This window comes from Roseovarius sp. CH_XMU1461 (assembly GCF_037027165.1).
Taxonomy (GTDB): Bacteria; Pseudomonadota; Alphaproteobacteria; order Rhodobacterales; family Rhodobacteraceae; genus Roseovarius; species Roseovarius nubinhibens.
In genome coordinates this window covers 1-23,189 of the sequence record NZ_JAYMDV010000001.1, presented here as the reverse complement: position 1 = coordinate 23,189, position 23,189 = coordinate 1, and the positions used below count along the sequence as shown (strand labels likewise).

The window sequence follows — 23,189 nt, the reverse complement described above, 5'->3', positions numbered from 1 at the left end:
CCCTTTGTTGTTTTGCGGGCGATCAGGCGGCGGCCTTTTCCCCGGCAAAGCGGCCATAGAAGCTCTGGCCTTTGTCCGCCATCTCGCGCAGCAGCGCGGGCGTGGCAAAGCGGGGGCCAAAGGCTTCGGCCAGCTCGTCACAGCGGTCCGCCGCATAGGGCGTGCCGAGAATGTCGAGCCAGGAGAAAGGCCCGCCCGACCAGGGCGCAAAGCCCCAGGCGAGGATCGCGCCGACATCGCCTTCGCGGATGTCTTCGAGAACCCCCTCTTCGAGCGCCCGCACCGCTTCGAGCACCTGCGCGAACATCAGGCGATGCTGCACGGTGATGAGATCGGGCTGATCCTCGGCGCGGGGGTATTTCTCTTCGAGACCGGACCAATAGCCCTGACGTTTGCCCTTGTCGTCATAGTCGAAGAAGCCCTTGGCGGTCTTGCGACCGAGCCGGCCTTCGCCTTCCATCCAGAAGATGACCTCATCCACCGCCGCATCGGGATAGTCATCCCCCATGGCGGCACGGGTGGCGCGGGCGATCTTGGCCCCGAGATCGATCGAGGTCTCGTCCACCAGCTGCAGCGGTCCCACCGGAAAGCCCAGCTGACGTGCCGCATTGTCGATGAGCGCGGGGGCGACGCCCTCGGCCACCATGCGGATGCCCTCGTTGATATAGGGGATGATGCAGCGGTTGCAGTAGAAGAACCGCGCGTCATTGACCACGATCGGCGTCTTGCGGATCTGGCGCACATAGTCGAGCGCCTTGGCCACTGCCCGCGGGCCGGTGTCGCGGCCCTTGATGATCTCGACCAGCATCATCTTCTCGACCGGCGAGAAGAAATGGATGCCGATGAAGTTCTCGGCGTTTTTCGACGCTTTGGCCAGTTCGGTGATCGGCAGGGTCGAGGTGTTGGTGGCAAAGATGCAATTGTCATCGGTCACCGCATCGACGGCCTTGGTCACCTCGGCCTTGACGGCGGGGTCTTCGAACACCGCCTCGATGATCAGGTCGCAGCCCTTGAGCGCGGCATAATCCGTGGTGGCGGTGATGCGGCCGAGAACCTCGTCCTTCTTGGCCTCGGTCGCCTTGCCGCGCTTGATGCCCTTGTCCATGTAATCGGCGGTGTAGGATTTGCCGCGATCGGCGGCCTCCTGTTTCTGGTCGATGAGCACGACCTCCATCCCCGCCTGCGCCGAGACGAGCGCGATGCCCGCGCCCATCATGCCGGCGCCCATGACGCCGACCTTGCGGACGGTTTCATCGGCCACATCGGGACGGTTCGCGCCTTTTTCGAGCGCTTCCTTGTTGATGAAGAGCGACCGGATCATCGCGCTCGACGAGGGGTTCATCAGCACATTGGTGAACCAGCGGGCCTCGATCTTGATCGCCGTGTCAAAGGGCACGAGCGCGCCTTCATAGACCGCCGAGAGCAAAGCCTTGGCCGCCGGAAACGCGCCTTGGGTCTTGCCATGGACCATCGCCGAGGCACCGACAAAGGTCATGAACCCCGCCGGATGATAGGGCGCGCCGCCGGGCATTTTATAGCCCTTCTCATCCCAAGGCTTGACGATATTGGGCTCGGACAGAACCCATTCGCGGGCCTTTTCGATGAGCTGATCGGCAGGCACCACCTCGTCCACGACACCGGCCTGCTTGGCCTTCTTGGGATCGTTGAGCTTGCCTTCGAGCAGCAGGGGCGAGGCCGCCATCGCGCCCATCTTGCGCACCAGCCGCGTGGTGCCGCCCATGCCGGGGAAGATGCCGACCATGATCTCCGGCAGGCCGATCTTGGCCTTGGGATTGTCGGCGGCAAAGATGCGGTGACAGGCGAGCGGAATTTCGAGCCCGATGCCAAGCGCGGTGCCGGGCAGGGCGGCGGCGATAGGCTTGCCGCCCTTGTTGGTCTTGGGGTCCATGCCGGCGCGTTCGATCTTGCGCAGGATATTGTGGCATTGCATCAGCCCATCCATCAGCCCCTGCGCCGGGTTGTCGCCCGCGCTTTCCTTCATCCGGGCGATGATGTTGAGATCCATCCCGCCGGCGAAAGAGCCCTCCTTGCCGGAGGTGAGGATGACGCCCTTGATCGCGTCATCGGCCAGCGCCTTGTCGACCAGCGCGTCGAGATCGATGAACCCTTGCTGGTTCATCACGTTCATCGACTTGCCTTGCGTGTCCCAGGTGATGATCGCGACGCCGTCGGCGCCTGTCTCCATGGTGAAATCGGTCATGTCTTTCTCCTCTGTCCTGGCGCTCAGACGCGTTCGATGATCGTGGCCGCGCCCATGCCGGACGCGATGCAGAGCGTGGCGAGACCCACCTCCTTGTCCGAGCGTTCGAGCTCGTCCAGAAGCGTGCCGATGATGATCGCCCCGGTCGCGCCGAGCGGGTGGCCCATGGCGATCGAGCCGCCGTTGACATTGACCAGCGAGGGATCAACCTCAAAGGCCTGCTGAAAGCGCAGCACGACGCTGGCAAAGGCTTCATTGACCTCGAAAAGGTCGATGTCGCCGATCTTCATGCCGCTGTCGGCGAGGATCTTTTCGGTGGCAGGCACCGGCCCGGTCAGCATGATCGTGGGATCGGTGCCGATCTTGCAGGTCTGGCGTATGCGGGCGCGCGGCTTGAGCCCATAGGCCTTGCCGAACTCCGCATTGCCGATGAGCACGCCCGCCGAGCCATCCACGATGCCCGAGCTGTTGCCGGCGTGGTGGATGTGGTTGATCCGCTCGAGATGCGGGTATTTGAGCTTGGCCACCGCGTCAAAGCCGGGCATCACCTCGCCCATCGCCTGAAAGCTCGCGTTGAGGCTGCCGAGCGCCTGCATGTCGGTGCCCGGGCGCATGTATTCGTCATGATCGAGAATGGTGAGCCCGTTTTGATCCTTCACCGTGATGATGGATTTCTCGAACCGGTTGTCGTCCCAGGCCGCCTTGGCGCGTTTCTGGCTTTCGACCGCCAGCGCATCGGCCTGATCACGGGTGAACCCGTATTCGGTGGCGATGATGTCGGCGCTGATGCCTTGCGGCACGAAATAGCTGTCCATGGCCACGGTCGGATCAACGGCAATCGCCGCCCCGTCGCTGCCCATGGCAACGCGGCCCATCATTTCGACGCCGCCCGCGATATAGGCCTGACCGGCACCGCCGCGCACCTGGTTGGCGGCGAGGTTCACCGCCTCCATGCCGGAGGCGCAGAACCGGTTGATGGCGAGGCCCGGAATGCTCTCGTCGAGATCGGAGGCGAGCACGGCGGTCCGTGCCAGACAGCCACCCTGTTCCATCACCTGGGTGACATTGCCCCAGATCACATCCTCGACGGCATGCCCGTCGAGACCGTTGCGCTCTTTGAGCGCGTTGAGAACCTGTGCCGAGAGGCGCACGGAGGTCACTTCGTGCAGGGCGCCGTCCTTGCGGCCTTTGCCGCGCGGGGTGCGGACGGCATCGTAGATATAGGCGTCAGACATGATGTCTCCTTTCATCAGGCCCGGTCCGCAGGGGAGCCGGGCATCAGGTCATAGGGGTGTTTCCAACCGGGCACGGCCTCGATATGGCTCAGCCAGCGGTCGATATTGGGCCAGTCCTTGCGGTCAAAACCGAAAGGCTCGGGGTAGAAGAGATAGCTGCAGCAGGACATATCGGCATTGGTGAGCCCGTCACCGACGATCCAGTCGCGGCCCTCGAGATGCATGTCGAGCGTCTGATAGGCGGCTTTGAGACGGCCCTGCTGAAACGCGATGACCTCGGCGGGGCGCTTGTCGGCGGCGAGAAAATTCATCAAGAACCGCGTCATGCCCGCGGGCGAGCTGAGCTTGTGATTGTCCCAGAACATCCAGCGCAGCACTTCGCGCGCCTCTACGGCGTCCTTGCCGCCGAATTTCCCGGTCTTTTCCGTGATATGCATCTGCATGACGCCGGATTGGGTGAGGGTCAGATCGCCGTCGATCATCACCGGCACTTCGCCCATCACGTTGATCTTGCGAAACTCGGGCGTGCGGGTTTCACCGCCAAAGAAATCGACATGCACCGGCGCCCAGTCGAGCCCGGCCAGTTCGAGCGCCAGCGCCGCCTTATAGGCATTGCCGCTCTCGCCCATGCAGTAAAGTTTGATGGTCATTGCGCCCTGATCCTCCCTCGGGGGTTGCGTCATTTCTTGCGGGCCTCGAGATCGGAATTGAAGATCCGAAGCCGGTGGCCGAACGTGTCCTCGTCAATCACACTGTCGAAATTCTCGAACAGAAAGGACAGCGCCTCGCCCTCGTCGAGCCCGGCCTCCTGCGCAAAACGGCGCAGGCGGCGATAGCCATCCTCGGTCATCGCCGCGTTGAAGCGGCGGGTCAGGCGAAATCGCTTTGGCATGGGCCATCCTCCCTGTTGTCTGTCCCGGCCCACCCCTCCTCGGGCGGGCCGGGCCTTGGATCAGAACCGGTCGGCGTCGAGCGCCATCACCGGGTCCGCCCCGCTTTCGATCCGCGCCAGATGCAGCTTGGTCGCGGGCAGGCGGCGCGTCATGTAGAACCGCGCGGTGGCGAGCTTGGTTTCGTGGAAATCCGCATCGCCACGCCCCTCGGCCAGCGCCTTGAGCGAGGCCTCGGCCATGCGTCCCCACATCAGGCCAAGGCAGACATGGCCAAAGAGATGCATGAAATCATAGGACCCGGCCAGCGCGGCGTTGGGGTTCTTCATCCCGTTCTGCATGAAGAACATGCCCGCCGATTGCAAATCCTTGGAGGCGGATTTCAGCGGTTCGGTAAATTCGGCCATGGCGCCTTCGGTGCCAGCCTCCTTGATAAAGCCCTTCACCATGTCGAAAAACGCCATCACATGCTTGCCGCCATCCTGGGCGAGCTTGCGCCCCACCAGATCGAGCGCCTGCACGCCATTCGCACCCTCGTAGATCATCGCGATCCGGGCATCGCGGGTGAACTGCGACATGCCGGTTTCCTCGATATAGCCATGGCCGCCATAGACCTGCTGGGCCTGCACGGTCATGTCATAGCCCTCATCGGTGAGAAAGCCTTTGATCACCGGGGTAAGCAGCGACACCATGCCATGCGCCGCCTCGTCCTTGCCGCGTTCGGCCCGGTCGATCATCTGCGCGCCCCACAGAAGGAAGGCCCGCGCGCCCTCGATGAAACTCTTCTGATCCAGAAGGTTACGGCGAATGTCGGGATGCACGATGAGCGGATCGGCCGGCCCGTCGGGGTTTTCCACGCCGGTCACGCTGCGCCCTTGCAGGCGGTCGCGGGCATAGTCGAGCGCGTTTTGATAGGCCACTTCGGCCTGCGCCAGACCCTGCATGCCGACGCCGATCCGGGCCTCGTTCATCATGGTGAACATGGCGCGCATGCCTTTGTGTTCTTCGCCCAAGAGCCAGCCCTTGGCGCCGTCGTAATCCATCACACAGGTGGAATTGCCGTGAATGCCCATCTTCTCTTCGATCTTCGAGCATTTGACGCCATTGCGGTCGCCAAGGCTGCCATCCTCCTTGACGAGGAATTTCGGCACGATGAAGAGCGACACGCCCTTGATGCCCTCGGGGCCGCCGGGGATCTTGGCAAGAACCAGATGGATGATGTTCTCGGCCATGTCATGTTCGCCCGCCGAGATGAAAATCTTCTGACCGGAGATCGCATAGCTGCCATCGTCCTGCGGTACGGCCTTGGAGCGCATGAGGCCCAGATCGGTGCCGCAATGGGGCTCGGTCAGGTTCATCGTCCCGGTCCAGTCGCAGCTGAACATCTTGGGCAGGTAGGTGTCTTTTTGCTGATCCGTGCCATGGACGAGAATGGCCGAAGCCGCGCCATGGGTCAGGCCTTGATACATGGTAAAGGCCTGGTTCGCGCCCGAGAACATCTCGCCCACGGCGGTGCCCAAGAGATAGGGCATGTTCTGGCCGCCATATTGCTCGGGCAGGTCGAGCGCGGTCCAGCCGCCTTCGCGCACCTGGTCGAACGCTTCCTTGAACCCTTTCGGCGGGCGCACCACACCGTTTTCGAGAACACAGCCCTCCTGATCGCCCACCGCGTTCAGCGGGTGCAGCACTTCGCCCGCGATCTTGCCCGCCTCTTCGAGCACGGCAGAGGTGAAATCGGGTTCGAGCTCGGCATAGCCCGGGGTCGGGTCATTGGCCACGTCGAGAACATCGTGCAGCAGGTATTGAATATCCTGGGTGGGCGCGGTGTAGCGGGTCATGTTTTAAGTCTCCTCCACTTAAACGTCTTTGTCGGGGCAGGGCCGAGGTTACTCGGCGGCTTTCTTGTCGGGGTCGAGCGAGCCGAGCACATTCGACACCCAGTCCATCTGGTCGCGCAGATCGGTGATCGCATGGTCGAGCTCTTCGCGCTGCGCTTCCATCGCCTCGAGCCGCTCTTGGGCGAGGGCGAGGGTTTCCTTCATCTGCGTATATTGCTGATCGCCGGTGTCATAGAGATCGAGAAGCTGGCGGATCTCTTCGAGGCTAAAGCCGAATCTCTTGCCGCGCAGGATCAGCTTGAGCCGGGCGCGGTCGCGGCGCGTGAACAGGCGTTTCTGCCCATCGCGGATCGGAAAGAGAAGCTCTTTGGCCTCGTAAAATCGCAAGGTGCGCGGGGTCACGTCAAAGGCGTCGCACATCTGGCGGATGGTTCGTGTGTCCGTGTCGGTCATTCTCGTCTCGTCTCGAAGCGTTCGGGAAAGGCGCGGCTGATAGAGACAGCATAGCGCCCTGATTGACGTTTACGTAAGTAGTACGTTGCGTCAATTAAACACCTGCCCCCGGATTGGGAAAAATATTGCCAACACACCGGCTCTCTTGCGGGTCGTCTCGCGCGCGCGAGCTAGGAATGTGGGGCGATCCAAAGGGTTGACCAGTGGCGCGCTGTAGGTCGCGAAAAATATTCACCACCCCGGAACCGCACCGACAGTTTGGCGTTGATCCACCACGAAGCAATTCAACCCGACTATCGGAGGAAAACATGAAACGTCTTCTGACAACTGCTGCAACCGCCCTCGTGCTCAGCACTGGCGCCTATGCCCAGGACGCAGGCCAGGCCACCAGCTATGAATTCAATGCCGAGCAGGATTTCTACGCATCGAACCTGATCGGTATGCGTGTCTATCGCGCCGAGCAAGAATTTGAAAACGAAGCGAAAATCAACGCCGACGCCACCCAGGAATGGGATGACATCGGTGAAGTCAACGACCTGATCGTCAACACCAACGGCGAAGTCGAAGTGGCCATCATCGGCGTCGGCGGCTTCCTCGGCATTGGTGAAAAAGACGTGGCCATCAACATGGACAGCATCAAGGTGCTGCATGAGGACGGCGACAGCGGCGAGCGCTTCCTTGTCGTGAACATCGCCCCGGAAGAGCTTGAATCGGCTCCCAATGTGGAGCGTGAAGGCCGCCGTACCCTGGCCGCTGCCAACCCCGAAGAAGGCCCGATGTCCGAAGAGGTCGCAGCCAATGCTGACACCCAGGCTCAGGCCGAGGGCGACGCTGCCAACACCGACCTGACCGCTCAGGTTGATGCTGACGCGAACGCAGAGAACGCCGAAGCCAATGCGGACGCCAACGCTGATGCGAATGCCGACACGATGGCGACTGCCGAGACCAACGCAGAGGTCGACGCAACCGCAGAAGCGGCCACCACCGAGATGGCCGAAGGCGAAGCCAAGGCCGATGCCGAGACCGCCGAGATGGCAGAAGCCGGCACCGAGCGCACCCCGCTCGAGCGTCCGCAGATGCAGCTCGAAGGCTATAATGAAGTCACCGACTTCACTAAAATCTCGACCGATACCCTGGTGGGCGAGCGTGTCTACGGCACCAATGACGAAGATGTTGGCGAGATCGGCAACCTGATCCTCACCGACAGCGGTGAAGTCGAGCATGCCATCATCGACGTCGGCGGCTTCCTCGGCATTGGCGAAAAAGAGATCGCCGTGTCCTTCGAGGAACTGCAAGTGCTCAACGATGAAAACGGCAACGTGCGCGTCTACATCAACGCCACCGAGGAAGAGCTGGAACAACAGCCCGAATATGACGGCTAATCCTGCCTGACCGTTGTGTAACAAGTTTCGGCGGCCGCATCAGCGGCCGCCTTTTTTGTGTCCGGGGCGGGGCTTAGCTGCCAAAGATCAACTTGGCCGCAATCCCCCACATGGTGAGCGCCACCGCCCCTTCGAGAATGCGCCACGACGCCGGGCTGGCAAAGACCGGCCGCAACAGCGCCGCGCCATAGCCCAAGCTGAAGAAGAACAGGAAGGACCCGGCAATCGCCCCCGCCGCAAAGCTCGTCTGCTGGCCGTCGAACTGGGTCGAGATCGAGCCCAAGAGCACCACCGTATCGAGATAGACATGCGGGTTGAGCCAGGTCAGCGCCAGACAGGTGAGCAGCACCGGCCAGAGCGGCTCGGGCGGGGCGTCGCGCAGCGCGCTGGTCTCCAGCGCCTCGGTCGAGCGCAGCGCCGAATGCGCACTGCGCGCCCCGTACCAGACGAGAAATGCCGCGCCGCCCAAACGCATCACCGGATCGAGCCAGGGCAAGAGCCGCGAGATGCTGGCAAAGCTCGTCACGCCCAACAGGATGAGCGCCGCGTCCGAGATCGCACAGGCCAGCACCACCGGCAGCACATGCGCCCCCCGCAGCCCCTGTTTGAGGACAAAGGCGTTCTGCGCCCCGATGGCGAGGATGAGGCCGAGCCCCATGCCAAGCCCTGTGAGAAATACCGAAAAATCCATCGCCAACACCTTTTGCCGTCCTGGTTACCGGGGCTGGCCTAACGCAGGGCGCTGGGTTAAACAAATTAAACAATCTAAGTTTGCATTAGCTAGGCTTAATATCATGATCGATTATCCCGCCGCCCGCGCCGTGGCGCTTGTCGCCCAGACCGGCAGTTTCGACGGGGCCGCCGCCGCGCTCGGGGTGACGGCCTCGGCCGTGTCCCAGCGGGTGCGCCAGATCGAGGAACGGCTCGGCGCGGTGCTGATCGAGCGCGGTTCGCCCTGTCGGGCCACGCCGCAAGGCGCGGCGCTCTGCCGTCATATGGAACGGGTCGGGTTGATGGAGCGCACGCTCTTTCGCGAATTGCCCGGCGGCGCAGGGGCGGGCATCGGGGCGGCACCGGTGACGCTCAGCCTCGCGGTCAATGCCGACAGTCTCGCCACCTGGGCGCTGGCGGCGCTGGCGCCATTTTCGCAAAGCGAAGGCTATCTCATTCATCTCACCGTCGAGGATGAGACCGAGACGGCGCAGGCGCTGCGCGCGGGCCGGGTGCTCGCCGCGGTGACCGCGACGCAGCGCCCGGTGCAGGGCTGCGAGGTGACGCCGCTCGGCGCGATGCGCTACCACGCCACGGCGAGCCCCGAGTTCCTGCGCAGATACTTCCCCCAAGGCGTGACCGAGGCGGCCATGGCCCGCGCCCCCGGCCTGACCTTTAGCCAGAAGGACGGGCTGCAACAGGATTGGCTGCGCGCAGAATTTGGCCATAGCCTCAGCTATCCCACCCATTTCCTGCCCTCGTCGCAGAGCTTTGTCGAAGCCTGTGTGATGGGGATGGGCTGGGCGCTCAACCCGGCGCCGATGGTGGCGGATCATCTGGCGGCGGGGCGTCTCGTGGAACTCATCCCCGGCGCGGTGATGGAACGGCCGCTTTACTGGCAGGTGAACCGGCTCGCGGCGGAAGAGCTCGCCCCGCTCAGCCGCGCCATGACAGAGGCGGCACGGGCGAGCATGGGCTAGGTGCGGGATGGGCTCGGGGCGCGTTTGGGGGAGGGGGCTCAGCCCTTCGACAGATCCGCCGCCACCTTGTCGCGCAGCTCCTGCAGCTCGCTCACCGCTTCCTTGAGCTGCTTTTGCTGCTCGGCCAGATCGGCCAATTGCCGGTCGGCCAGCTCGATCATGCTGCGCATCTGCGCCTCATTGCCCTCATCCTCGTAGATCAACAGCCATTGCCGGATCTCTTCGAGCGAAAACCCCCATTTCCGCCCGCGCAGGATGAGCGTCATCCGGGCGCATTCGCGCGGCCCGTAATATCGGGTGCGGCCCTCCCGCTCGGGCTGCAACAGCTCGATATACTCATAATAACGCAGGGTGCGCGGCGTTGCGTCGAACTTGGCGCACATTTCTTTGAGGGTCAGGCGGGTGTCGCTCATGGAAGGCTCGGGTCTACCTCTGTTAACGCTCCGGTAGGGCCAGCCTGCACGATTTGCGTCGCGGAATAAAGCCCCCCGTGTGACCGGGGGGCGAAACCTTACAGCAGGGGAAGGTTGCGGCACCGCCTAGTTCATAAAGCCGGGTGCCAGCAGGTAGAACCCATAGCCCACGATGAGCGCCGGCACCGCCGAATAGGCCGTGGCGAGCACCGCCGCCTTGGGGTTGAGCGCAATCGCCGGAAAGAGCGCATCGCCATCGTTCGAGATCGCGTTGGCGATCAGCGACGAGAAGGGAATGACCCCGTTGATATAGAGCGTCGCCACCAGAACCTGCGGCCCACAACCGGGGACAAAGCCGATCAGCACCGCCACCAGCGGCAGCACGGGGGCCACGGTCGCAAAGAGCTGTTCAAGGTCGAGCCCGGTGAACATCACGATGTAGTCGTAGGCGAGATAGGCGCCGATCACCCAGACCGAGATGAAACTCGTCTCTTCGGCCATCCGGGTCAGCGGGCCGTCTTCCGGATTGGTCATCGCCTGCAAGGGCGAGCTGGCCCAGATGGCCAGGCCAAGCGCCGTGCCGGCAAGCCCGAGGATCAGCGGCAGCGGCCCATAGAGCGCGTCGATGTCATACATGGCGAGTTGGCTGACCCCGATCACCAGACCGGGCAGGGCCAGCGCCAGATAGGCCCAGTCGCGGGCCCGGGTGTTGCCGAGGCGCGGCGCGATCTCGCAATGCTGGCGTGCGCTGGAATGCAGCTCGACCCGGTTGAACCGATCGACGAGCCAGCCCGACAGGATGCCCACCACAAAGGACAGGGGCAGCACCACCAGCGCCGCTTCGGGCCGCGTCGCGATGAGCAGAAAGGCCGCGTCGCCCATGGTCGCGGTGAGCGTCGCCACCACCGCGCCAAAGCCCACATGGCCCGAGGAATAGGCGGCCACCACGACCACCGCGCCGCCACAGCCCGGCGTCGCCCCCATCAGCGCCGCAATCGGCACCTGCCAGCCCTTGGCGCGGCTGAGCGCCGTGCCGATGTTGAACCGGAAAAGCCGCTCGGCCCCGTAAAACAGCATCAATGTTGCGGCGACAAAGACCGAGACCTGCACATAGGCATCGACCATCAGCCCACGGGTGACCTCGCCAAGCTCGCCGGGCCAGAGCGCCAGCGCCAGAAAGGCCATCGCGATGATCAGTCGTTTGGGCCGGAACGCGCCCAGCCGCGCCACAAGAGGGGCGGGCGTGGTGTCATAGGCCATGGTGCTGTCTGCGGGCGGGGTCATCATGTTTCCTGCAATTGCGAATTATTCTCAATTGCAACAGTTAGCAGTGTTTCCTCAACTGTCAAGTGTTGTCGCCAGGCAGGAGTTGGGGGCAGGGCGAAAACCCGCTTTCGGCTGGCGGGGGCTGGCGGAAGCGCCTAAAGTTTTGGCAAGAGAGCAGAATCCGACCGATCCGAGCCCGAGGCCGCGCGATGAGCAACGACAGACCAGACCCCACCTTCAACCCGCTGCAAGGCGGCGATGTGCCGCCGGGCGAGCGGCTCGGCATGGCGCGCCGCTTCTTCGAGGCGCTGCCCCATGCCGTGGCGCTCGGGATGGAGCCCGAAGAGATGGGCGACGGGGTGGCGGTGATGTCGATGCCCTGGCGCGAGGATCTGGTGGGCGACCCGGAAACCGGGGTGATCCACGGCGGCGCGGTGAGCGCGCTGATGGACACCTGCTGTGGCGCGGCGGCGATGAGCCATCCGCAGCTCAAGGGGGTGACCGCCACCATCGGGCTGCGCATCGACTATATGCGCCCGGCCACGCCGCGCGCCACAATCCGGGTGCGCGCCGAATGCCATCACATCACCCGCTCGGTGGCCTTTGTCCGCGCCATCGCCTCGGATGGCGACGAAACGCGCCCGGTGGCCACCGCCACCGGCACTTTCACCGTGGAGGACCGCAGATGAGCCCGCGCGCCCGCCCCGATCCCGTCCAGGTGGTCAAACAACGCCGCGACGCCGCGCTCACCGCGCTGGTCGATGGCGTGCCCTATATCCGTTTCCTCGGCATTCAGTTCGACCGCCGTGGCGACGAGCTCACCGCGATCATGCCCTTTGACGAGAAGCTCATCGGCAACCCGATCCTGCCCGCCCTGCATGGCGGCGCGACCGCGGCCTTTCTCGAGGTCACCGCGATCATCGGGCTGAGCTGGAACCTCCTGTGGTCCGAGATCGAAAGCGGCGCGTTTGACGCCGAGGCGCTCGCCGGCGGCCAGATGCCCCGGCTGCCGCGCACCGTCGATTTCACTGTCGATTACCTGCGCTCGGGCCTGCCGCGCGACGCCTATGCGCGGGCGCGGGTGACCCGGGCCGGGCGGCGCTATGGCTCGGTCCATGTCGAGGCATGGCAAGACAATCGCGACCGCCCCTTTGCCCAGGCCCAAGGCCATTTCGTGATGCCCCGCAAAGATGGCTAGGGCCATCCCCGAGCCGGAGCGGCACATCACCCATGGCCGGGTGTTCCGCATCGCCTTTCCCATCGTGCTCAGCAATGCCACCGTGCCGATCCTCGGCGCGGTCGACACCGGCGTGGTCGGCCAATTGGGCGATCCGGTGCCGATCGGCGCGGTGGGCGTGGGGGCGATCGTGCTCACCGCGATCTACTGGATCTTCGGCTTTCTGCGGATGGGAACCACCGGGCTCACCAGCCAGGCCCATGGCGCCGGCCGCACCGGCGAGGTGGCGGCGCTCTTGACCCGGGCACTGATGATCGGGCTCAGCGCCGGCATCTGCCTCGTGGCGCTGCAGATCTGGATCTTTGCCGGGGCGTTCATGGTCTCGCCCGCCAGCGCCGAGGTCGAGAGCATGGCCCGCGCCTATATGCAGATCCGCATCTGGAGCGCCCCCGCCGTCATCGCGCTCTATGGCATCACCGGCTGGCTGGTGGCGCTCGAGAGAACGCGCGCGGTTCTGGTGCTGCAAATCTGGATGAACGGGCTCAACATCGTGCTCGACCTGTGGTTCGTGCTCGGTCTCGGCTGGGGCGTCGAAGGCGTGGCCTTTGCCACCTTCCTCGCGGAATGGAGCGGGCTGGCGCTCGGCTTCTGGCTCTGCCGCGATGCGTTCCGGGTGCCAGCCTGGCGCGACTGGACGCGGGTCTTTGACGCGGTGGCGCTGCGCAACATGGCGCAGGTGAATTTCGACATCCTGCTGCGCTCGCTCATGCTCGAGGTGATCTTCGTCTCCTTCCTGCTGCTCGGCGGCCGGTTCGACGATGTGACGCTCGCCGCCAATCAGGTGCTTTTGCAATTCCTCAACATCACCGCCTATGCGATGGACGGGTTCGCCTTTACCGCCGAGGCGCTGGTCGGGCAGGCGATGGGCGCGCGGAGCGTCACCCGGCTGCGGCGCGGCGCGCTTCTGGCAACCCATTGGGCGCTCGGCACGAATGTGGTGCTGGCGGCGGCCTTTGCGCTGGCGGGCGGGCTGCTCATCGATGTGATGACCACCGCGCCCTTGGTGCGCGAGGCGGCGCGCGATTACCTGCCCTATATGGTGGCGGCCCCGGTGCTCGGGGTGGGGGCGTGGATGCTCGACGGGATCTTCATCGGCGCCACGCGCAGCGGGGACATGCGCAACATGATGGTGCTGAGTCTCGCCGCCTATATCGTGGCGGCGCTGATCCTCGTGCCCTGGCTTGGCAATCACGGGCTGTGGCTCGCGCTATTGGTGAGCTTTGTCGCCCGGGGCGTGACCCTCGGGATGCGCTACCCGGCGCTCGAACGCGCGGCACAGGCCTAGTCCGCGCCCGCCAAGGCTAGAGGATATCGAGCACCCGCTCAGGCGGACGGCCCAGTGCCGCGCGCCCATCCTTGAGGAACACCGGCCGCTCGATGAGCTTGGGGTGCGCCGCCATGGCGGCAAAGAGCGCGTCCTCGCTGGCGTCCTTGAGGCCCAGCTCGCGATACGCCGCCTCGCCGCGCCGGATCATGTCGCGCGGGCCCAGGCCCAGCGCCGCGGCCACCGCCCGCAGTTCGGCCTCGCTCGGCGCGTCGTCGAGATAGCGGCGGATCGCCACCGCCGCGCCGCGCTCTTCCAAGAGCGCCAGCGCCTGCCGTGATTTGGAACAGCGCGGATTGTGCCAGAGCGTGCTCATAGCCAGGCCTCCCGCCCGGTGCCGACCGCATCCGCCACATGGGCAAACCCGTCCTTCGCCAGAAGATCGTCGAGCCCCTGCGCCACGCGCCCAGCGAGGCTCAGCCCCTCATAGACCAGCGCCGAATAGAGCTGCACGGCGCTCGCCCCGGCGCGGATCTTGGCATAGGCCTCCTCGGCCGAGCTGATCCCGCCCACCCCGACAAGCGGCATCTTGCCCTCGGTCAGTTGCGACAGCCGCGCCAAGACCCGTGTCGATTTCTCAAAGAGGGGCGCGCCCGAGAGCCCGCCCGCCTCGTCGCGATGCGCGCTCTTGAGGCCATCCCGCCCGAGCGTCGTGTTGGTGGCGATGATCGCGGCCACGCCGCCCGCCTGCGCCACCTCGGCCAGCTCCGTGAGCTCGCCATCGCTCAGATCCGGCGCGATCTTGAGGAAGACGGGCAACGCCCGCCCGAGACTATCGCGCGCCTCCATCACCCCGGCCAGCAGCCGCGCCAGCGCCTCGGCCCCCTGCAGATCGCGCAGCTTCTCGGTATTGGGCGAGGACACGTTGACCGTGGCAAAGTCGAGATGCACGCCACAGCGTCGCAGCACCTGCGCGAAATCATCGGCCCGGTCGGCGCTGTCCTTGTTGGCCCCGAGGTTGAGCCCGATCACCGCGTCCTTGGGCCGCCGGGCGAGCCGCGCCGCCGCCGCTTTCATCCCCTTGTTGTTGAACCCGAACCGGTTGATCACCGCCCGATCCTCGGTGAGCCGGAAGAGCCGCGGCTGCGGGTTGCCGGGCTGGGCGCGCGGCGTCACCGCCCCCACCTCGATAAATCCGAACCCGGCCCGCGACAGCGGCCCGAGCGCCTCGGCATTCTTGTCAAACCCGGCGGCAAGCCCCACCGGATTGGGCAGGTCGAGCCCCGCCAGCTCGGTGCGCAGCCGCGGTGATGTCACCGGGCCAGACAGCGGCACAAGCCCGCTGGTCAATGCCTTGATCGCCAGCCCGTGGGCGCGTTCGGGATCAAACTTGTGAAGCGCCTTGAGGCCCAGTTCTTCCAATCTGTTCATCAGAGCCCCGCCGGAAAGTGATGCGTGCCATTCTCCAAGGGCAGCGGCTGCGCCCAGGTTACGTCGCTGAGCCGCAGCTCCCGGTAGAGATGCGGAAACTCCGCCCCGCCCCGCGACACTTCCCATTTGAGCGCATCGCCCAGCCGGTCGGTCTCGACCGCCACCAGCATCAGGCCCTTTTCGCCTTTGAAATGCTTGGCCGCCGTCTCGGGCGCCTGCTCGGGCGTGGAAAAATGGATATAGCCATCGGCCAGATCGACAGGCGCGCCCCGGCTCTCGCCGGTCTCGCGCAGCGCCGCCCATTCCTCGGCGCGAAATATCTTGAGTATGATCATGGCCCGAGTGTTTGCAGCGCCCTCCGAGCGGCGTCAAGCGGCGCGCGCGTCTTCTGGCGTCAAATATCCCGGGGGAGGCCGCAGGCCGGGGGCAGCGCCCCCTTGTCAGCGGCGCGGCCCCGCGCCATCTTCTGCCCATGTGCGGACGGTTTGCCATCACCTTGCCAGACGATGCCATGGCGCGGCTCTTTCGGGCGCAGCCTGCCAATGATCTGCCGCCGGTGCCCAATCTCAACATCCGCCCCACAGATCCCGTGCATGTGGTGCGGCAGGGCGAGACGGGACGGCAGCTCTGCCAGATGCGCTGGGGCTTCGTGCCGCATTGGGCGCGGGCGCTGAATGACGGCCCGCTGCTGATCAACGCGCGGGCCGAAACCCTGGCCGAAAAACCCGCCTTTCGCGCCGCCGCCCGCGCCCGGCGCTGTCTCATCCCGGCGAGCTGGTTCTACGAATGGACCGGCGAGAAGGGGGCGAAACAGCCGTGGAAGATCGCCGCCCCGGATGACACCCCGCTGGCGCTGGCCGGGCTTTGGCAGGACTGGGGTGAGGCTGAAGCGCGGCAGGCCACCTGCGCCATCGTCACCTGCGCCGCCAATGAGACCCTCGCGCCGATCCATCACCGGATGCCGGTGGTGCTGGCCGAGGAGGATTGGCCGCTCTGGCTCGGCGAGGCGGGGCATGGCGCGGCCCGGTTGATGCGCCCGGCCCCCGAGGCGCTGCTGAGAGCCGAGAAAACCGATCTTGTCTGAGCGCGCGTTCGCCTTCGGCGAGGATATTTAAGGCCAGAAGAAGTCGGGCGTCAGGCGCGGGCCAGAATGGCGTCGAGCCAACGCGTCGGCAGCACGCGTTTCAGCCCGCCCATGAGATAGGTCGGGGTGGTCACATAATAGCGCGGCCGCGGCCGCGGATGCTCGACCGCATGGGCGAGCTTGCGGGTCACCGCCGAGGGCGGCAGTTCGAACGCATCGGGCCCCGAGCTCTGATAGAGCCGGTGGCGCAGCTTGGCATAATCCTCGGCGCGCGGCGCGTTTTCCCAATCGATCCAGCGTTCGAAATGGGGGATGGCGTTTTCGCGGATTTTCGAGGTGACCGGGCCCGGCTCGATCAGGCTCACATGAATGCCGGTGCCGCGCATCTCGATGCGCAGCGTGTCAGTCATGCCTTCGAGGGCGAATTTCGTGGAATTATACGCGCCGCGCCAGGGCAGGGTCACCAGACCCAGCACCGAGGAACATTGCACGATGCGGCCATGGCCCTGGGCGCGCATCACCGGGATCACCGCCCGGATCAAATGGTGCCAGCCAAAGAAATTCGCCTCGAAAATGGCCCGCAGCCCATCGGTCGGCATGTCTTCGACAAGACCCGGTGAGGCGAAGGCGCCATTGTTGAAGAGCGCGTCCAGCGTGCCGCCGGTGGCCTTCAGCACCTCGGCCAGCCCGGCATCTATGGAGGCGCCGTCCTGATAGTCGATGCGCGGCGCGTCAAAGCCCAGCTCGCGCAGGCGGGCGCAGTCTTCTTCGCGCCGACAGGCGGCAAACACGCGCCAGCCTCGGTCGCGCAGACCGAGGGCGGCGTCATATCCGATGCCCGACGAGCATCCGGTGATCAGAATGGTTTTTTGGCTCATGGCCGCACCCTGACCCGGATGCGGCCCTTGTGCAATGGGCTGCGTGCGTCTTAGCCCGCGTCAGAGACGAGCCGTGCCGCCATATACCCCACCCGACCGGTTTCCTCGACCCGGAGCCGCAGCCAGCCATTGCCCATATCTTCGAGCACTTCGACCTTGGCGCCACGGTTGAGTTGATCGAGACGGCCATATTTCGTGCCCGGACCCGAGCGCATATTGACCACATTGCCGGTCACTTCGCGCATATCGGGGGCGCGATCGGTGGAAAGCACGACGAAAGTCTCTTCGGGCTTGGCCTCAGACGCGCTGGCGGCTTGACCCGCACCCGCCACATTGCGGCTGTCGGCCGCGGCCACTTGCACATATTCAAGCCCTTGGCCCAGCGCGCCCATGCCCGAGGCGTCCGCGCTGCCAGCCGAGGCCAGCACGAGGTTCACGCCGTTGCCATTGCCGGTGCGCCCGGTCAGCTCGCCAAGACCGATCACGGTCTGCGCGGCGGTGGTGACCTTGGCTTCGGTGGCCTCAGCAGAGGGGGGCGTGCCCTTGCTGTCCTGCAACGCCTTGGCCAGCGCCAGATCGATGGCCGCGTCCTGACCCGAGGTCGCGCTCAGCGTCTCGGCCTTGACCGTGGCGAGCGTCACCTGCGGCGAGGCTTGGGCCGGTTTGGCAGCGGAGGAAACGGGTGTTTCAGCGGGCGTGGCACTGGCAGCGGCAACCTGGCGTTCGGCCCGGTCGCGCTGCATATGCGCCTGCAGGGAATCGTCACTGGGCGCATAATCGGCCCCTCCGCTCAGCTCGTAAAAGGCGAAGCCTAGAAATCCAAATGTTATCAAGATAAAGCGCCACATAGTTCCCCCAATCATTTTTCTCGTTACCCGAGTAGCAGCCCCCACAGTATACACGATTCTCGTGTAGCTTTTGTGGGAAAGCCCAGAAAGTTTCCCCGGTGCGGCCTGTAAAGCCGCTTTACCGTTCCCCGACGCCCGAGTATCACAATCGCCATGAACGACCTTCTCGACGATCCCGATCAGGCCCCCCAGGCGGTGGCCGAACCGTTGCGCCGCGCCATTGGCGAGCGTTACCTCACCTATGCGCTCTCGACGATCATGCATCGGGCCTTGCCGGATGCGCGGGACGGGCTCAAACCCGTTCACCGCCGGATCATATATGCAATGCGCGAGCTGCGATTAGGTTCCACCGGGGGCTTCCGAAAGTCGGCCAAGATTTCCGGCGACGTGATGGGCAATTACCACCCCCATGGCGATGCCGCGATCTATGACGCGATGGCGCGTCTGGCGCAGGATTTCGCGGTGCGCTACCCGCTCGTCGACGGGCAGGGGAACTTCGGCAATATCGACGGCGACAACCCCGCCGCCAGCCGCTACACCGAGGCGCGGATGACGGCGGTGGCCGAGGCCATGCTCGAGGGGCTGGCCGAGAACGCCGTTGATTTCCGCGACAATTACGACGGCACGCTCACCGAACCGGTGGTGCTGCCCGCCTCCTTCCCGAACCTTCTCGCCAACGGGTCGAGCGGCATCGCGGTCGGCATGGCGACCAATATCCCGCCGCATAACATCCCCGAACTGGTCGATGCCTGCCTGCATCTGATCAAGGTGCCGGATGCGCGCGACGACACGCTGCTCAACTATGTGCCGGGGCCGGATTTCCCGACCGGCGGCATCATCGTCGAGCCGCGCGAGAACATCGCCGAGGCCTATCGCACCGGGCGCGGGGCGTTCCGCCTGCGCTGCCGCTACGAGGTCGAGGATCTGGGGCGGGGGCAGTGGCAGATCGTCGTCACCGAAATCCCCTATCAGGTGCAGAAATCCAAGCTCATCGAAAAGCTGGCCGAGGTCATCCAGACCAAGAAAGTGCCGATCCTCGCCGATGTCCGCGACGAGAGCGCCGATGACATCCGCGTCATTCTCGAGCCGCGCTCGAAGAATGTCGATCCCGAGGTGCTGATGGGGATGCTCTACCGCAGCACCGATCTCGAGGTGCGGTTCTCGCTCAACATGAACGTGCTGATCGACGGGGTCACGCCCAAGGTCTGCTCGATGAAGGAAGTGCTGCGCGCCTTTCTCGATTTCCGCCGCGAGGTGCTGCAGCGCCGCTCGGTGCACCGGATGGAGAAGATCGACCACCGGCTCGAGGTGCTCGAGGGGCTGATCGTGGCCTTCCTCAATCTCGATCGGGTGATCGACATCATCCGCTATGACGAAGACCCCAAGGCCGCGTTGATGCGCGAGGATTGGGGCCGCGACTTTGTCCGTGCGATGGACGAGGCCGATTACGTGCCGCCCGCGCCGGGGGCCCCGGATGGGCTGACCGAGGTGCAGGCCGAGGCGGTCCTCAACATGCGGCTGCGCGCCTTGCGGCGCCTCGAAGAGATGGCGCTGGTGAAAGAGCGCGACGCGCTGATGGAGGAACGCGCCGGGCTCGAGGATCTGCTCGAGAGCGAGGATCTGCAATGGGCGGCGATCTCGGATCAGCTGCGCGAGGCCAAGAAGACCTTCGGCAAGGACTATGAAGGGGGCGCCCGACGCACCACATTTGCCGAGGCGGGCGAGGTCGAAGAGGTGCCGATCGAGGCGATGATCGAGCGCGAGCCGATCACCGTGGTCTGTAGCCAGATGGGCTGGATCCGCGCCATGACCGGCCATATCGACCTTGGCCGCGAGCTCAAGTTCAAGGATGGCGACGGGCCGAGCTTTATGTTCCATGCCGAGACCACCGACCGGCTCTTGGTCTTTGCCTCGACCGGACGGTTCTACACGATCTCGGCGGCGAACCTGCCCGGCGGGCGTGGCATGGGCGAGCCCTTGCGCCTGATGGTCGATCTGCCCAACGAGGCCGAGATCATCGACATCTTCATTCACAAGCCCGGCGGCAAGATGCTCTTGGCGTCCTCGGCGGGCGATGGGTTCGTGGTGCCGGAAGAAGAGCTTTTGGCACAGACCCGGACCGGCAAGCAGGTGCTCAATGTGCGCGGCGACACGCGGGCGCGGGTCTGCAAGCCGGTGAGCGGCGATCACGTGGCCGTGGTGGGCGAGAATCGCAAGGTTCTGGTCTTCCCGCTCGACGAGCTGCCCGAGATGGGCCGCGGCAAGGGCGTGCGGTTGCAAAAGTACAAGGATGGCGGGCTCTCGGATGCCACGACCTTTACGCTGGCCGAAGGGCTGAGCTGGCTCGACCCGGCCGGGCGCACCCGGACCGAGACGGATCTCGGCGAATGGCTTGGCAAACGGGCCGGGACCGGGCGCATGGCGCCACGCGGCTTCCCACGCGACAACCGCTTTACCTGAACGGGCGCGGCCTTGGCCCCTGTCGGGCAGGGGTATTTGACACCAGAAAGAGACCCGGCCGCAGCGCATCGCGGCCGGGTTTTTTCATGGTCGAGAGGGGTCGAAATCACCACTGTCGTTTTGCTGTCGCAATACCGACGTGTTACCGACGTGCCGTTTCAGAGCTCTTCGGCGGTGAGCCAGACCCCGCCTTCGGGGCGCAGGGTGAGGATCATCACCGGTTTGGGATCGCGGCCTGCTACGGGGCGAAAGCGGAAGCGCGCGAGCAACGTGGCAAGGATGATCACCGCCTCTTGCAGGGCAAAGCTCGACCCGATGCAGATGCGCGGCCCGTCGCCAAATGGCAGGTAGGCATAGCGGTCCACCGCCTTGCGATCGGCAAATCTCTCGGGGCGGAAGTGATCGGGGTCCTCCCAGAGCAAGTGATTGCGATGTAAGGCATAAATCGGGATGATCACCGTGTCGCCGGGGCGAATATCGCGGTCGCAGAGCCGGTCTTTCTTGAGCGCCGTGCGCGAGATCATCCCCGCCGGCGGGTAGAGCCGCAGCGCCTCGTCGGCGATCTGGCGGATGAAGGGCAGCTTCGCCACATCCTCGCCGGTGGCGGGCTGGCCTTGGGTCAGAACGGCCCCGGCCTCGGCCCGGGCGCGGTCCTGCACCTCTTGGTCGAAGGCGCAGAGATAGAGCGACCAGGCCAATGTCAGCGCCGTGGTTTCATGGCCCGCGACGATGAAGGTCAGGAGGTTGTCGCGCAGCTCGGCCGTGTTCATTTTCCGTTTGGTTTCAGGGTCTTCCCCGGCGAGCAGCAGGTCGAGGAGGTCGGGCGTGCCGTCATGGCCGCGGGCTCTTCGGTCATTCACCGCCCGGTCCGCCAGCGCCTTCATCTGGCGCATCCCGGGCCCCGCCGCGACCCGGGCCGGACGCGGCACCCAATCGGGAAATCCGAGGATGTCGAAGAGCGAAATCTTGCCCGCCGCCGAGATGTAATCGTCAATCGCGCGATGCACCCCATCCGCGTCAAAGGCATCGCCGCCCGAGAAGGTCACATCGCTGATCACGTCAAAGGTGGTGCGCACCATATCTTCGGCCATATCAAGGGCTTGGCCTTGTGCAGCGGCGACGCGATCCGCCGAGCGCCCCGCCGCGCCACTCATCACCGGCGCGAGGTTGAGCACGTTGCGATGGGAAAACGCCGGTGCCGCCGCCCGGCGCTGCCAGCGCCAATGATCGCCCTCCGCGATAAAGAGCGACTCGCCCACTGCCGGGCGGAGCAGGTTCTTCGTGACCAGGGATTTCGGGTAATTGTCGAGCTCTTCCAACAAGATACGCCGTATCGCGCCGGGGTCCATCACCATATGCCAGCGCTTGCCGGTGCGGCCCGAGACCATCGGCTGTTTGGTGGCGATCTCGGGAATGATGCTCAGGATATTGCGCCGTACGGAGCGCAGCGAGGCCAGTACGCCCATGGGTTTCGTCACGAGGGGCACTCGTACCGGGGGGGCAGGGGGCATGGCGGCTCCTTTCGTGGCTAGGGCGACTATAGCGCGGCAGAGGCGTGGGGCAAATCGTTGCGCCGCGGAGCTGGCTAGGCTATCGGGGGGCGATGTAACCTAACTGGGATGTGCCCATGCTGCGTTTTGTGATGCCCCTGCTTGTGCTGCTGGCTCTTGGGGCCTGCACCAACCCCCATGATCTGCATGAGGAACCGGCCGAGCTTGGCAATTTCCTTCTCGGGCATAATGCCGTGGTGGCGCCGAACCTGACCAAGGGGCCCGCGTCGCGCGAAGCCAGCAAGGAAGAGTGGATCAAGGCCGTGAAAACGGCGGTGGATGACCGGTTCAAGCGCTATGATGGCGAGGCCTATTATCATCTGGGCGTGTCGATCGAAGGCTATGTTCTGGCGGTGCCGGGCGTGCCGATCGTCGCTTCACCGAAATCGGCGCTGATCCTCAATGTGACGGTCTGGGACGATGCGGCGGGCAAGAAGCTCAACGACAAGCCAGAGACGATCACCGTGGTCGAAACCCTGTCTGGCAACACGTTTCTCGGCTCGGGGCTGACCCAGTCCAAGGCCCGGCAGATGCGCAACCTGAGCCTCAATGCCTCGAAGCAGATCCAGAGCTGGCTTGAACGGCAATATCATCAAGAAGGCTGGTTCGGCGGCACCAAAGAGGCGCCCCGCGCGGCCAAGACACCGCGCAGAAACTGATCCCCCGCAATCTGTCGCCCCGAGAGGGCAAGGAACCGCTTGATTTTCCGACTGCAACGCAATATGTGCCGCGCGGAAAGTGTAACTGGGTCAGGATGGCCCCCCAACTGACAAGGCGCCCGGAATATGGCAAAGGAAAAGTTTGACCGCACGAAACCGCATGTGAACATCGGCACGATTGGTCACGTTGACCACGGCAAGACGACGCTGACCGCTGCGATCACGAAGTATTTCGGCGACTTCAAAGCGTATGACCAGATCGACGGCGCGCCCGAAGAGAAGGCCCGCGGGATCACCATCTCGACCGCACATGTGGAATACGAGACCGACACCCGTCACTACGCCCACGTCGACTGCCCCGGCCACGCTGACTATGTGAAGAACATGAT

General features: G+C 64.8%; 24 protein-coding genes. 9 read left to right on the top strand and 15 right to left on the bottom strand.

The features are described from left to right. Window positions 1–22: 22 nt before the first annotated feature. Genes WA237_RS00120 through WA237_RS00095 form a run of 6 tightly spaced genes read right to left on the bottom strand, consistent with a single transcriptional unit; the run spans window position 23 to window position 6,637 of the window. Window positions 23–2,221, bottom strand: coding sequence for a 3-hydroxyacyl-CoA dehydrogenase NAD-binding domain-containing protein (locus WA237_RS00120; protein ID WP_336096219.1), 2,199 nt, complete (start codon window positions 2,219–2,221; stop codon window positions 23–25). Window positions 2,222–2,244: 23 nt separating this feature from the next. After that, window positions 2,245–3,456 (bottom strand): acetyl-CoA C-acetyltransferase, encoded by a 1,212-nt coding sequence (locus WA237_RS00115; RefSeq protein WP_336096218.1) that lies wholly within the window; start codon window positions 3,454–3,456, stop codon window positions 2,245–2,247. Window positions 3,457–3,470: 14 nt separating this feature from the next. Next, window positions 3,471–4,106, bottom strand: a complete 636-nt coding sequence (locus WA237_RS00110) for a glutathione S-transferase family protein (protein WP_336096217.1) — start codon at window positions 4,104–4,106, stop codon at window positions 3,471–3,473. 29 nt (window positions 4,107–4,135) lie between these two features. Further along, a complete protein-coding gene (locus tag WA237_RS00105; protein WP_040617774.1) occupies window positions 4,136–4,348 on the bottom strand; it encodes a hypothetical protein in 213 nt (70 codons plus the stop codon). Window positions 4,349–4,408: 60 nt separating this feature from the next. Next, a complete protein-coding gene (locus WA237_RS00100) occupies window positions 4,409–6,184 on the bottom strand; it encodes an acyl-CoA dehydrogenase C-terminal domain-containing protein (protein WP_336096216.1) in 1,776 nt (591 codons plus the stop codon). A 48-nt stretch (window positions 6,185–6,232) separates the two neighbouring features. Beyond that, window positions 6,233–6,637: a MerR family transcriptional regulator gene (locus WA237_RS00095; protein ID WP_009812432.1), complete on the bottom strand. Its 405-nt coding sequence runs from the start codon at window positions 6,635–6,637 to the stop codon at window positions 6,233–6,235. 308 nt (window positions 6,638–6,945) lie between these two features. Between WA237_RS00095 and WA237_RS00090 the strand changes: the two genes are divergently transcribed. Then, a complete protein-coding gene (locus WA237_RS00090; RefSeq protein WP_336096215.1) occupies window positions 6,946–8,019 on the top strand; it encodes a PRC-barrel domain-containing protein in 1,074 nt (357 codons plus the stop codon). 73 nt (window positions 8,020–8,092) lie between these two features. Here the strand turns inward: WA237_RS00090 and WA237_RS00085 are convergent, their stop codons facing one another. After that, the gene (locus WA237_RS00085) at window positions 8,093–8,710 is read right to left on the bottom strand and encodes a LysE/ArgO family amino acid transporter (RefSeq protein WP_336096214.1); all 618 of its coding nucleotides are present in this window, start codon (window positions 8,708–8,710) and stop codon (window positions 8,093–8,095) included. A gap of 103 nt (window positions 8,711–8,813) precedes the next feature. Here WA237_RS00085 and WA237_RS00080 point away from each other — a divergent pair, with 103 nt between their 5' ends. Beyond that, window positions 8,814–9,710: a LysR family transcriptional regulator ArgP gene (locus WA237_RS00080; RefSeq protein WP_336096213.1), complete on the top strand. Its 897-nt coding sequence runs from the start codon at window positions 8,814–8,816 to the stop codon at window positions 9,708–9,710. A gap of 38 nt (window positions 9,711–9,748) precedes the next feature. Here the strand turns inward: WA237_RS00080 and WA237_RS00075 are convergent, their stop codons facing one another. Further along, a complete protein-coding gene (locus WA237_RS00075; RefSeq protein ID WP_009812427.1) occupies window positions 9,749–10,123 on the bottom strand; it encodes a MerR family transcriptional regulator in 375 nt (124 codons plus the stop codon). 126 nt (window positions 10,124–10,249) lie between these two features. Continuing rightward, the gene (locus tag WA237_RS00070; protein ID WP_336096212.1) at window positions 10,250–11,407 is read right to left on the bottom strand and encodes a putative manganese transporter; all 1,158 of its coding nucleotides are present in this window, start codon (window positions 11,405–11,407) and stop codon (window positions 10,250–10,252) included. A gap of 266 nt (window positions 11,408–11,673) precedes the next feature. On the opposite strand from WA237_RS00070, the gene WA237_RS00065 reads away from it, so the two are divergent. From WA237_RS00065 to WA237_RS00055, 3 genes are read left to right on the top strand one after another with little or no spacing between them, the layout of a single operon-like run. Further along, complete coding sequence (locus WA237_RS00065) at window positions 11,674–12,078, top strand: PaaI family thioesterase (protein ID WP_040618244.1); 405 nt, start codon at window positions 11,674–11,676, stop codon at window positions 12,076–12,078. After that, complete coding sequence (locus WA237_RS00060) at window positions 12,075–12,587, top strand: PaaI family thioesterase (protein WP_009812424.1); 513 nt, start codon at window positions 12,075–12,077, stop codon at window positions 12,585–12,587. Before WA237_RS00065 ends, WA237_RS00060 begins: the two co-directional genes overlap by 4 nt. Continuing rightward, window positions 12,580–13,911, top strand: a complete 1,332-nt coding sequence (locus tag WA237_RS00055; RefSeq protein WP_336096211.1) for an MATE family efflux transporter — start codon at window positions 12,580–12,582, stop codon at window positions 13,909–13,911. Before WA237_RS00060 ends, WA237_RS00055 begins: the two co-directional genes overlap by 8 nt. Before the next feature lie 16 nt (window positions 13,912–13,927). Here the strand turns inward: WA237_RS00055 and arsC are convergent, their stop codons facing one another. The 3 genes from arsC to WA237_RS00040 are packed head-to-tail and all read right to left on the bottom strand — an operon-like array spanning window position 13,928 to window position 15,656. Continuing rightward, window positions 13,928–14,266 carry an arsenate reductase (glutaredoxin) gene (gene arsC / locus WA237_RS00050; RefSeq protein ID WP_336096210.1) on the bottom strand — a complete coding sequence of 113 codons (339 nt, stop codon included), beginning with the start codon at window positions 14,264–14,266 and terminating at the stop codon, window positions 13,928–13,930. Next, the gene (locus WA237_RS00045; protein ID WP_336096209.1) at window positions 14,263–15,321 is read right to left on the bottom strand and encodes a quinone-dependent dihydroorotate dehydrogenase; all 1,059 of its coding nucleotides are present in this window, start codon (window positions 15,319–15,321) and stop codon (window positions 14,263–14,265) included. Before WA237_RS00045 ends, arsC begins: the two co-directional genes overlap by 4 nt. Then, window positions 15,321–15,656: a DUF952 domain-containing protein gene (locus WA237_RS00040; RefSeq protein ID WP_336096208.1), complete on the bottom strand. Its 336-nt coding sequence runs from the start codon at window positions 15,654–15,656 to the stop codon at window positions 15,321–15,323. The genes WA237_RS00045 and WA237_RS00040 overlap by 1 nt, the downstream gene beginning before the upstream one ends. A gap of 137 nt (window positions 15,657–15,793) precedes the next feature. Here WA237_RS00040 and WA237_RS00035 point away from each other — a divergent pair, with 137 nt between their 5' ends. Then, window positions 15,794–16,405, top strand: coding sequence for an SOS response-associated peptidase (locus WA237_RS00035; RefSeq protein ID WP_009812419.1), 612 nt, complete (start codon window positions 15,794–15,796; stop codon window positions 16,403–16,405). 50 nt (window positions 16,406–16,455) lie between these two features. Here the strand turns inward: WA237_RS00035 and WA237_RS00030 are convergent, their stop codons facing one another. After that, window positions 16,456–17,283 (bottom strand): SDR family NAD(P)-dependent oxidoreductase, encoded by an 828-nt coding sequence (locus WA237_RS00030; RefSeq protein ID WP_336096206.1) that lies wholly within the window; start codon window positions 17,281–17,283, stop codon window positions 16,456–16,458. Between the two features lie 50 nt (window positions 17,284–17,333). Next, a complete protein-coding gene (locus WA237_RS00025; protein ID WP_336096205.1) occupies window positions 17,334–18,116 on the bottom strand; it encodes an SH3 domain-containing protein in 783 nt (260 codons plus the stop codon). A gap of 168 nt (window positions 18,117–18,284) precedes the next feature. On the opposite strand from WA237_RS00025, the gene WA237_RS00020 reads away from it, so the two are divergent. After that, window positions 18,285–20,591 carry a DNA topoisomerase IV subunit A gene (locus WA237_RS00020; RefSeq protein ID WP_009812416.1) on the top strand — a complete coding sequence of 769 codons (2,307 nt, stop codon included), beginning with the start codon at window positions 18,285–18,287 and terminating at the stop codon, window positions 20,589–20,591. Window positions 20,592–20,749: 158 nt separating this feature from the next. On the opposite strand, the gene WA237_RS00015 is transcribed toward WA237_RS00020, so the two are convergent. Beyond that, the gene (locus WA237_RS00015) at window positions 20,750–22,102 is read right to left on the bottom strand and encodes a cytochrome P450 (protein WP_336096204.1); all 1,353 of its coding nucleotides are present in this window, start codon (window positions 22,100–22,102) and stop codon (window positions 20,750–20,752) included. 116 nt (window positions 22,103–22,218) lie between these two features. Between WA237_RS00015 and WA237_RS00010 the strand changes: the two genes are divergently transcribed. Together WA237_RS00010 and WA237_RS00005 are read left to right on the top strand one after the other, a co-directional pair. After that, entirely contained in the window at window positions 22,219–22,800 is a 582-nt protein-coding gene (locus WA237_RS00010; protein WP_009812414.1) for a hypothetical protein, read from the top strand. Window positions 22,801–22,926: 126 nt separating this feature from the next. Continuing rightward, window positions 22,927–23,189 (top strand): GTP-binding protein (locus tag WA237_RS00005; protein ID WP_336096203.1); only part of this gene is annotated, 263 nt, incomplete at its 3' end.

Coding starts and splice junctions, on each gene's coding strand:
- WA237_RS00030 (WP_336096206.1), bottom strand. CDS start 17,283: ATGAGCCAAAAAACCATTCTGATCACCGGATGCTCGTCGGGCATCGGA.
- WA237_RS00075 (WP_009812427.1), bottom strand. CDS start 10,123: ATGAGCGACACCCGCCTGACCCTCAAAGAAATGTGCGCCAAGTTCGAC.
- WA237_RS00095 (WP_009812432.1), bottom strand. CDS start 6,637: ATGACCGACACGGACACACGAACCATCCGCCAGATGTGCGACGCCTTT.
- WA237_RS00100 (WP_336096216.1), bottom strand. CDS start 6,184: ATGACCCGCTACACCGCGCCCACCCAGGATATTCAATACCTGCTGCAC.
- WA237_RS00105 (WP_040617774.1), bottom strand. CDS start 4,348: ATGCCAAAGCGATTTCGCCTGACCCGCCGCTTCAACGCGGCGATGACC.
- WA237_RS00045 (WP_336096209.1), bottom strand. CDS start 15,321: ATGAACAGATTGGAAGAACTGGGCCTCAAGGCGCTTCACAAGTTTGAT.
- WA237_RS00040 (WP_336096208.1), bottom strand. CDS start 15,656: ATGATCATACTCAAGATATTTCGCGCCGAGGAATGGGCGGCGCTGCGC.
- arsC (WP_336096210.1), bottom strand. CDS start 14,266: ATGAGCACGCTCTGGCACAATCCGCGCTGTTCCAAATCACGGCAGGCG.
- WA237_RS00055 (WP_336096211.1), top strand. CDS start 12,580: ATGGCTAGGGCCATCCCCGAGCCGGAGCGGCACATCACCCATGGCCGG.
- WA237_RS00080 (WP_336096213.1), top strand. CDS start 8,814: ATGATCGATTATCCCGCCGCCCGCGCCGTGGCGCTTGTCGCCCAGACC.
- WA237_RS00115 (WP_336096218.1), bottom strand. CDS start 3,456: ATGTCTGACGCCTATATCTACGATGCCGTCCGCACCCCGCGCGGCAAA.
- WA237_RS00085 (WP_336096214.1), bottom strand. CDS start 8,710: ATGGATTTTTCGGTATTTCTCACAGGGCTTGGCATGGGGCTCGGCCTC.
- WA237_RS00020 (WP_009812416.1), top strand. CDS start 18,285: ATGAACGACCTTCTCGACGATCCCGATCAGGCCCCCCAGGCGGTGGCC.
- WA237_RS00090 (WP_336096215.1), top strand. CDS start 6,946: ATGAAACGTCTTCTGACAACTGCTGCAACCGCCCTCGTGCTCAGCACT.
- WA237_RS00010 (WP_009812414.1), top strand. CDS start 22,219: ATGCTGCGTTTTGTGATGCCCCTGCTTGTGCTGCTGGCTCTTGGGGCC.
- WA237_RS00035 (WP_009812419.1), top strand. CDS start 15,794: ATGTGCGGACGGTTTGCCATCACCTTGCCAGACGATGCCATGGCGCGG.
- WA237_RS00110 (WP_336096217.1), bottom strand. CDS start 4,106: ATGACCATCAAACTTTACTGCATGGGCGAGAGCGGCAATGCCTATAAG.
- WA237_RS00015 (WP_336096204.1), bottom strand. CDS start 22,102: ATGCCCCCTGCCCCCCCGGTACGAGTGCCCCTCGTGACGAAACCCATG.
- WA237_RS00070 (WP_336096212.1), bottom strand. CDS start 11,407: ATGACCCCGCCCGCAGACAGCACCATGGCCTATGACACCACGCCCGCC.
- WA237_RS00120 (WP_336096219.1), bottom strand. CDS start 2,221: ATGACCGATTTCACCATGGAGACAGGCGCCGACGGCGTCGCGATCATC.
- WA237_RS00060 (WP_009812424.1), top strand. CDS start 12,075: ATGAGCCCGCGCGCCCGCCCCGATCCCGTCCAGGTGGTCAAACAACGC.
- WA237_RS00065 (WP_040618244.1), top strand. CDS start 11,674: ATGGCGCGCCGCTTCTTCGAGGCGCTGCCCCATGCCGTGGCGCTCGGG.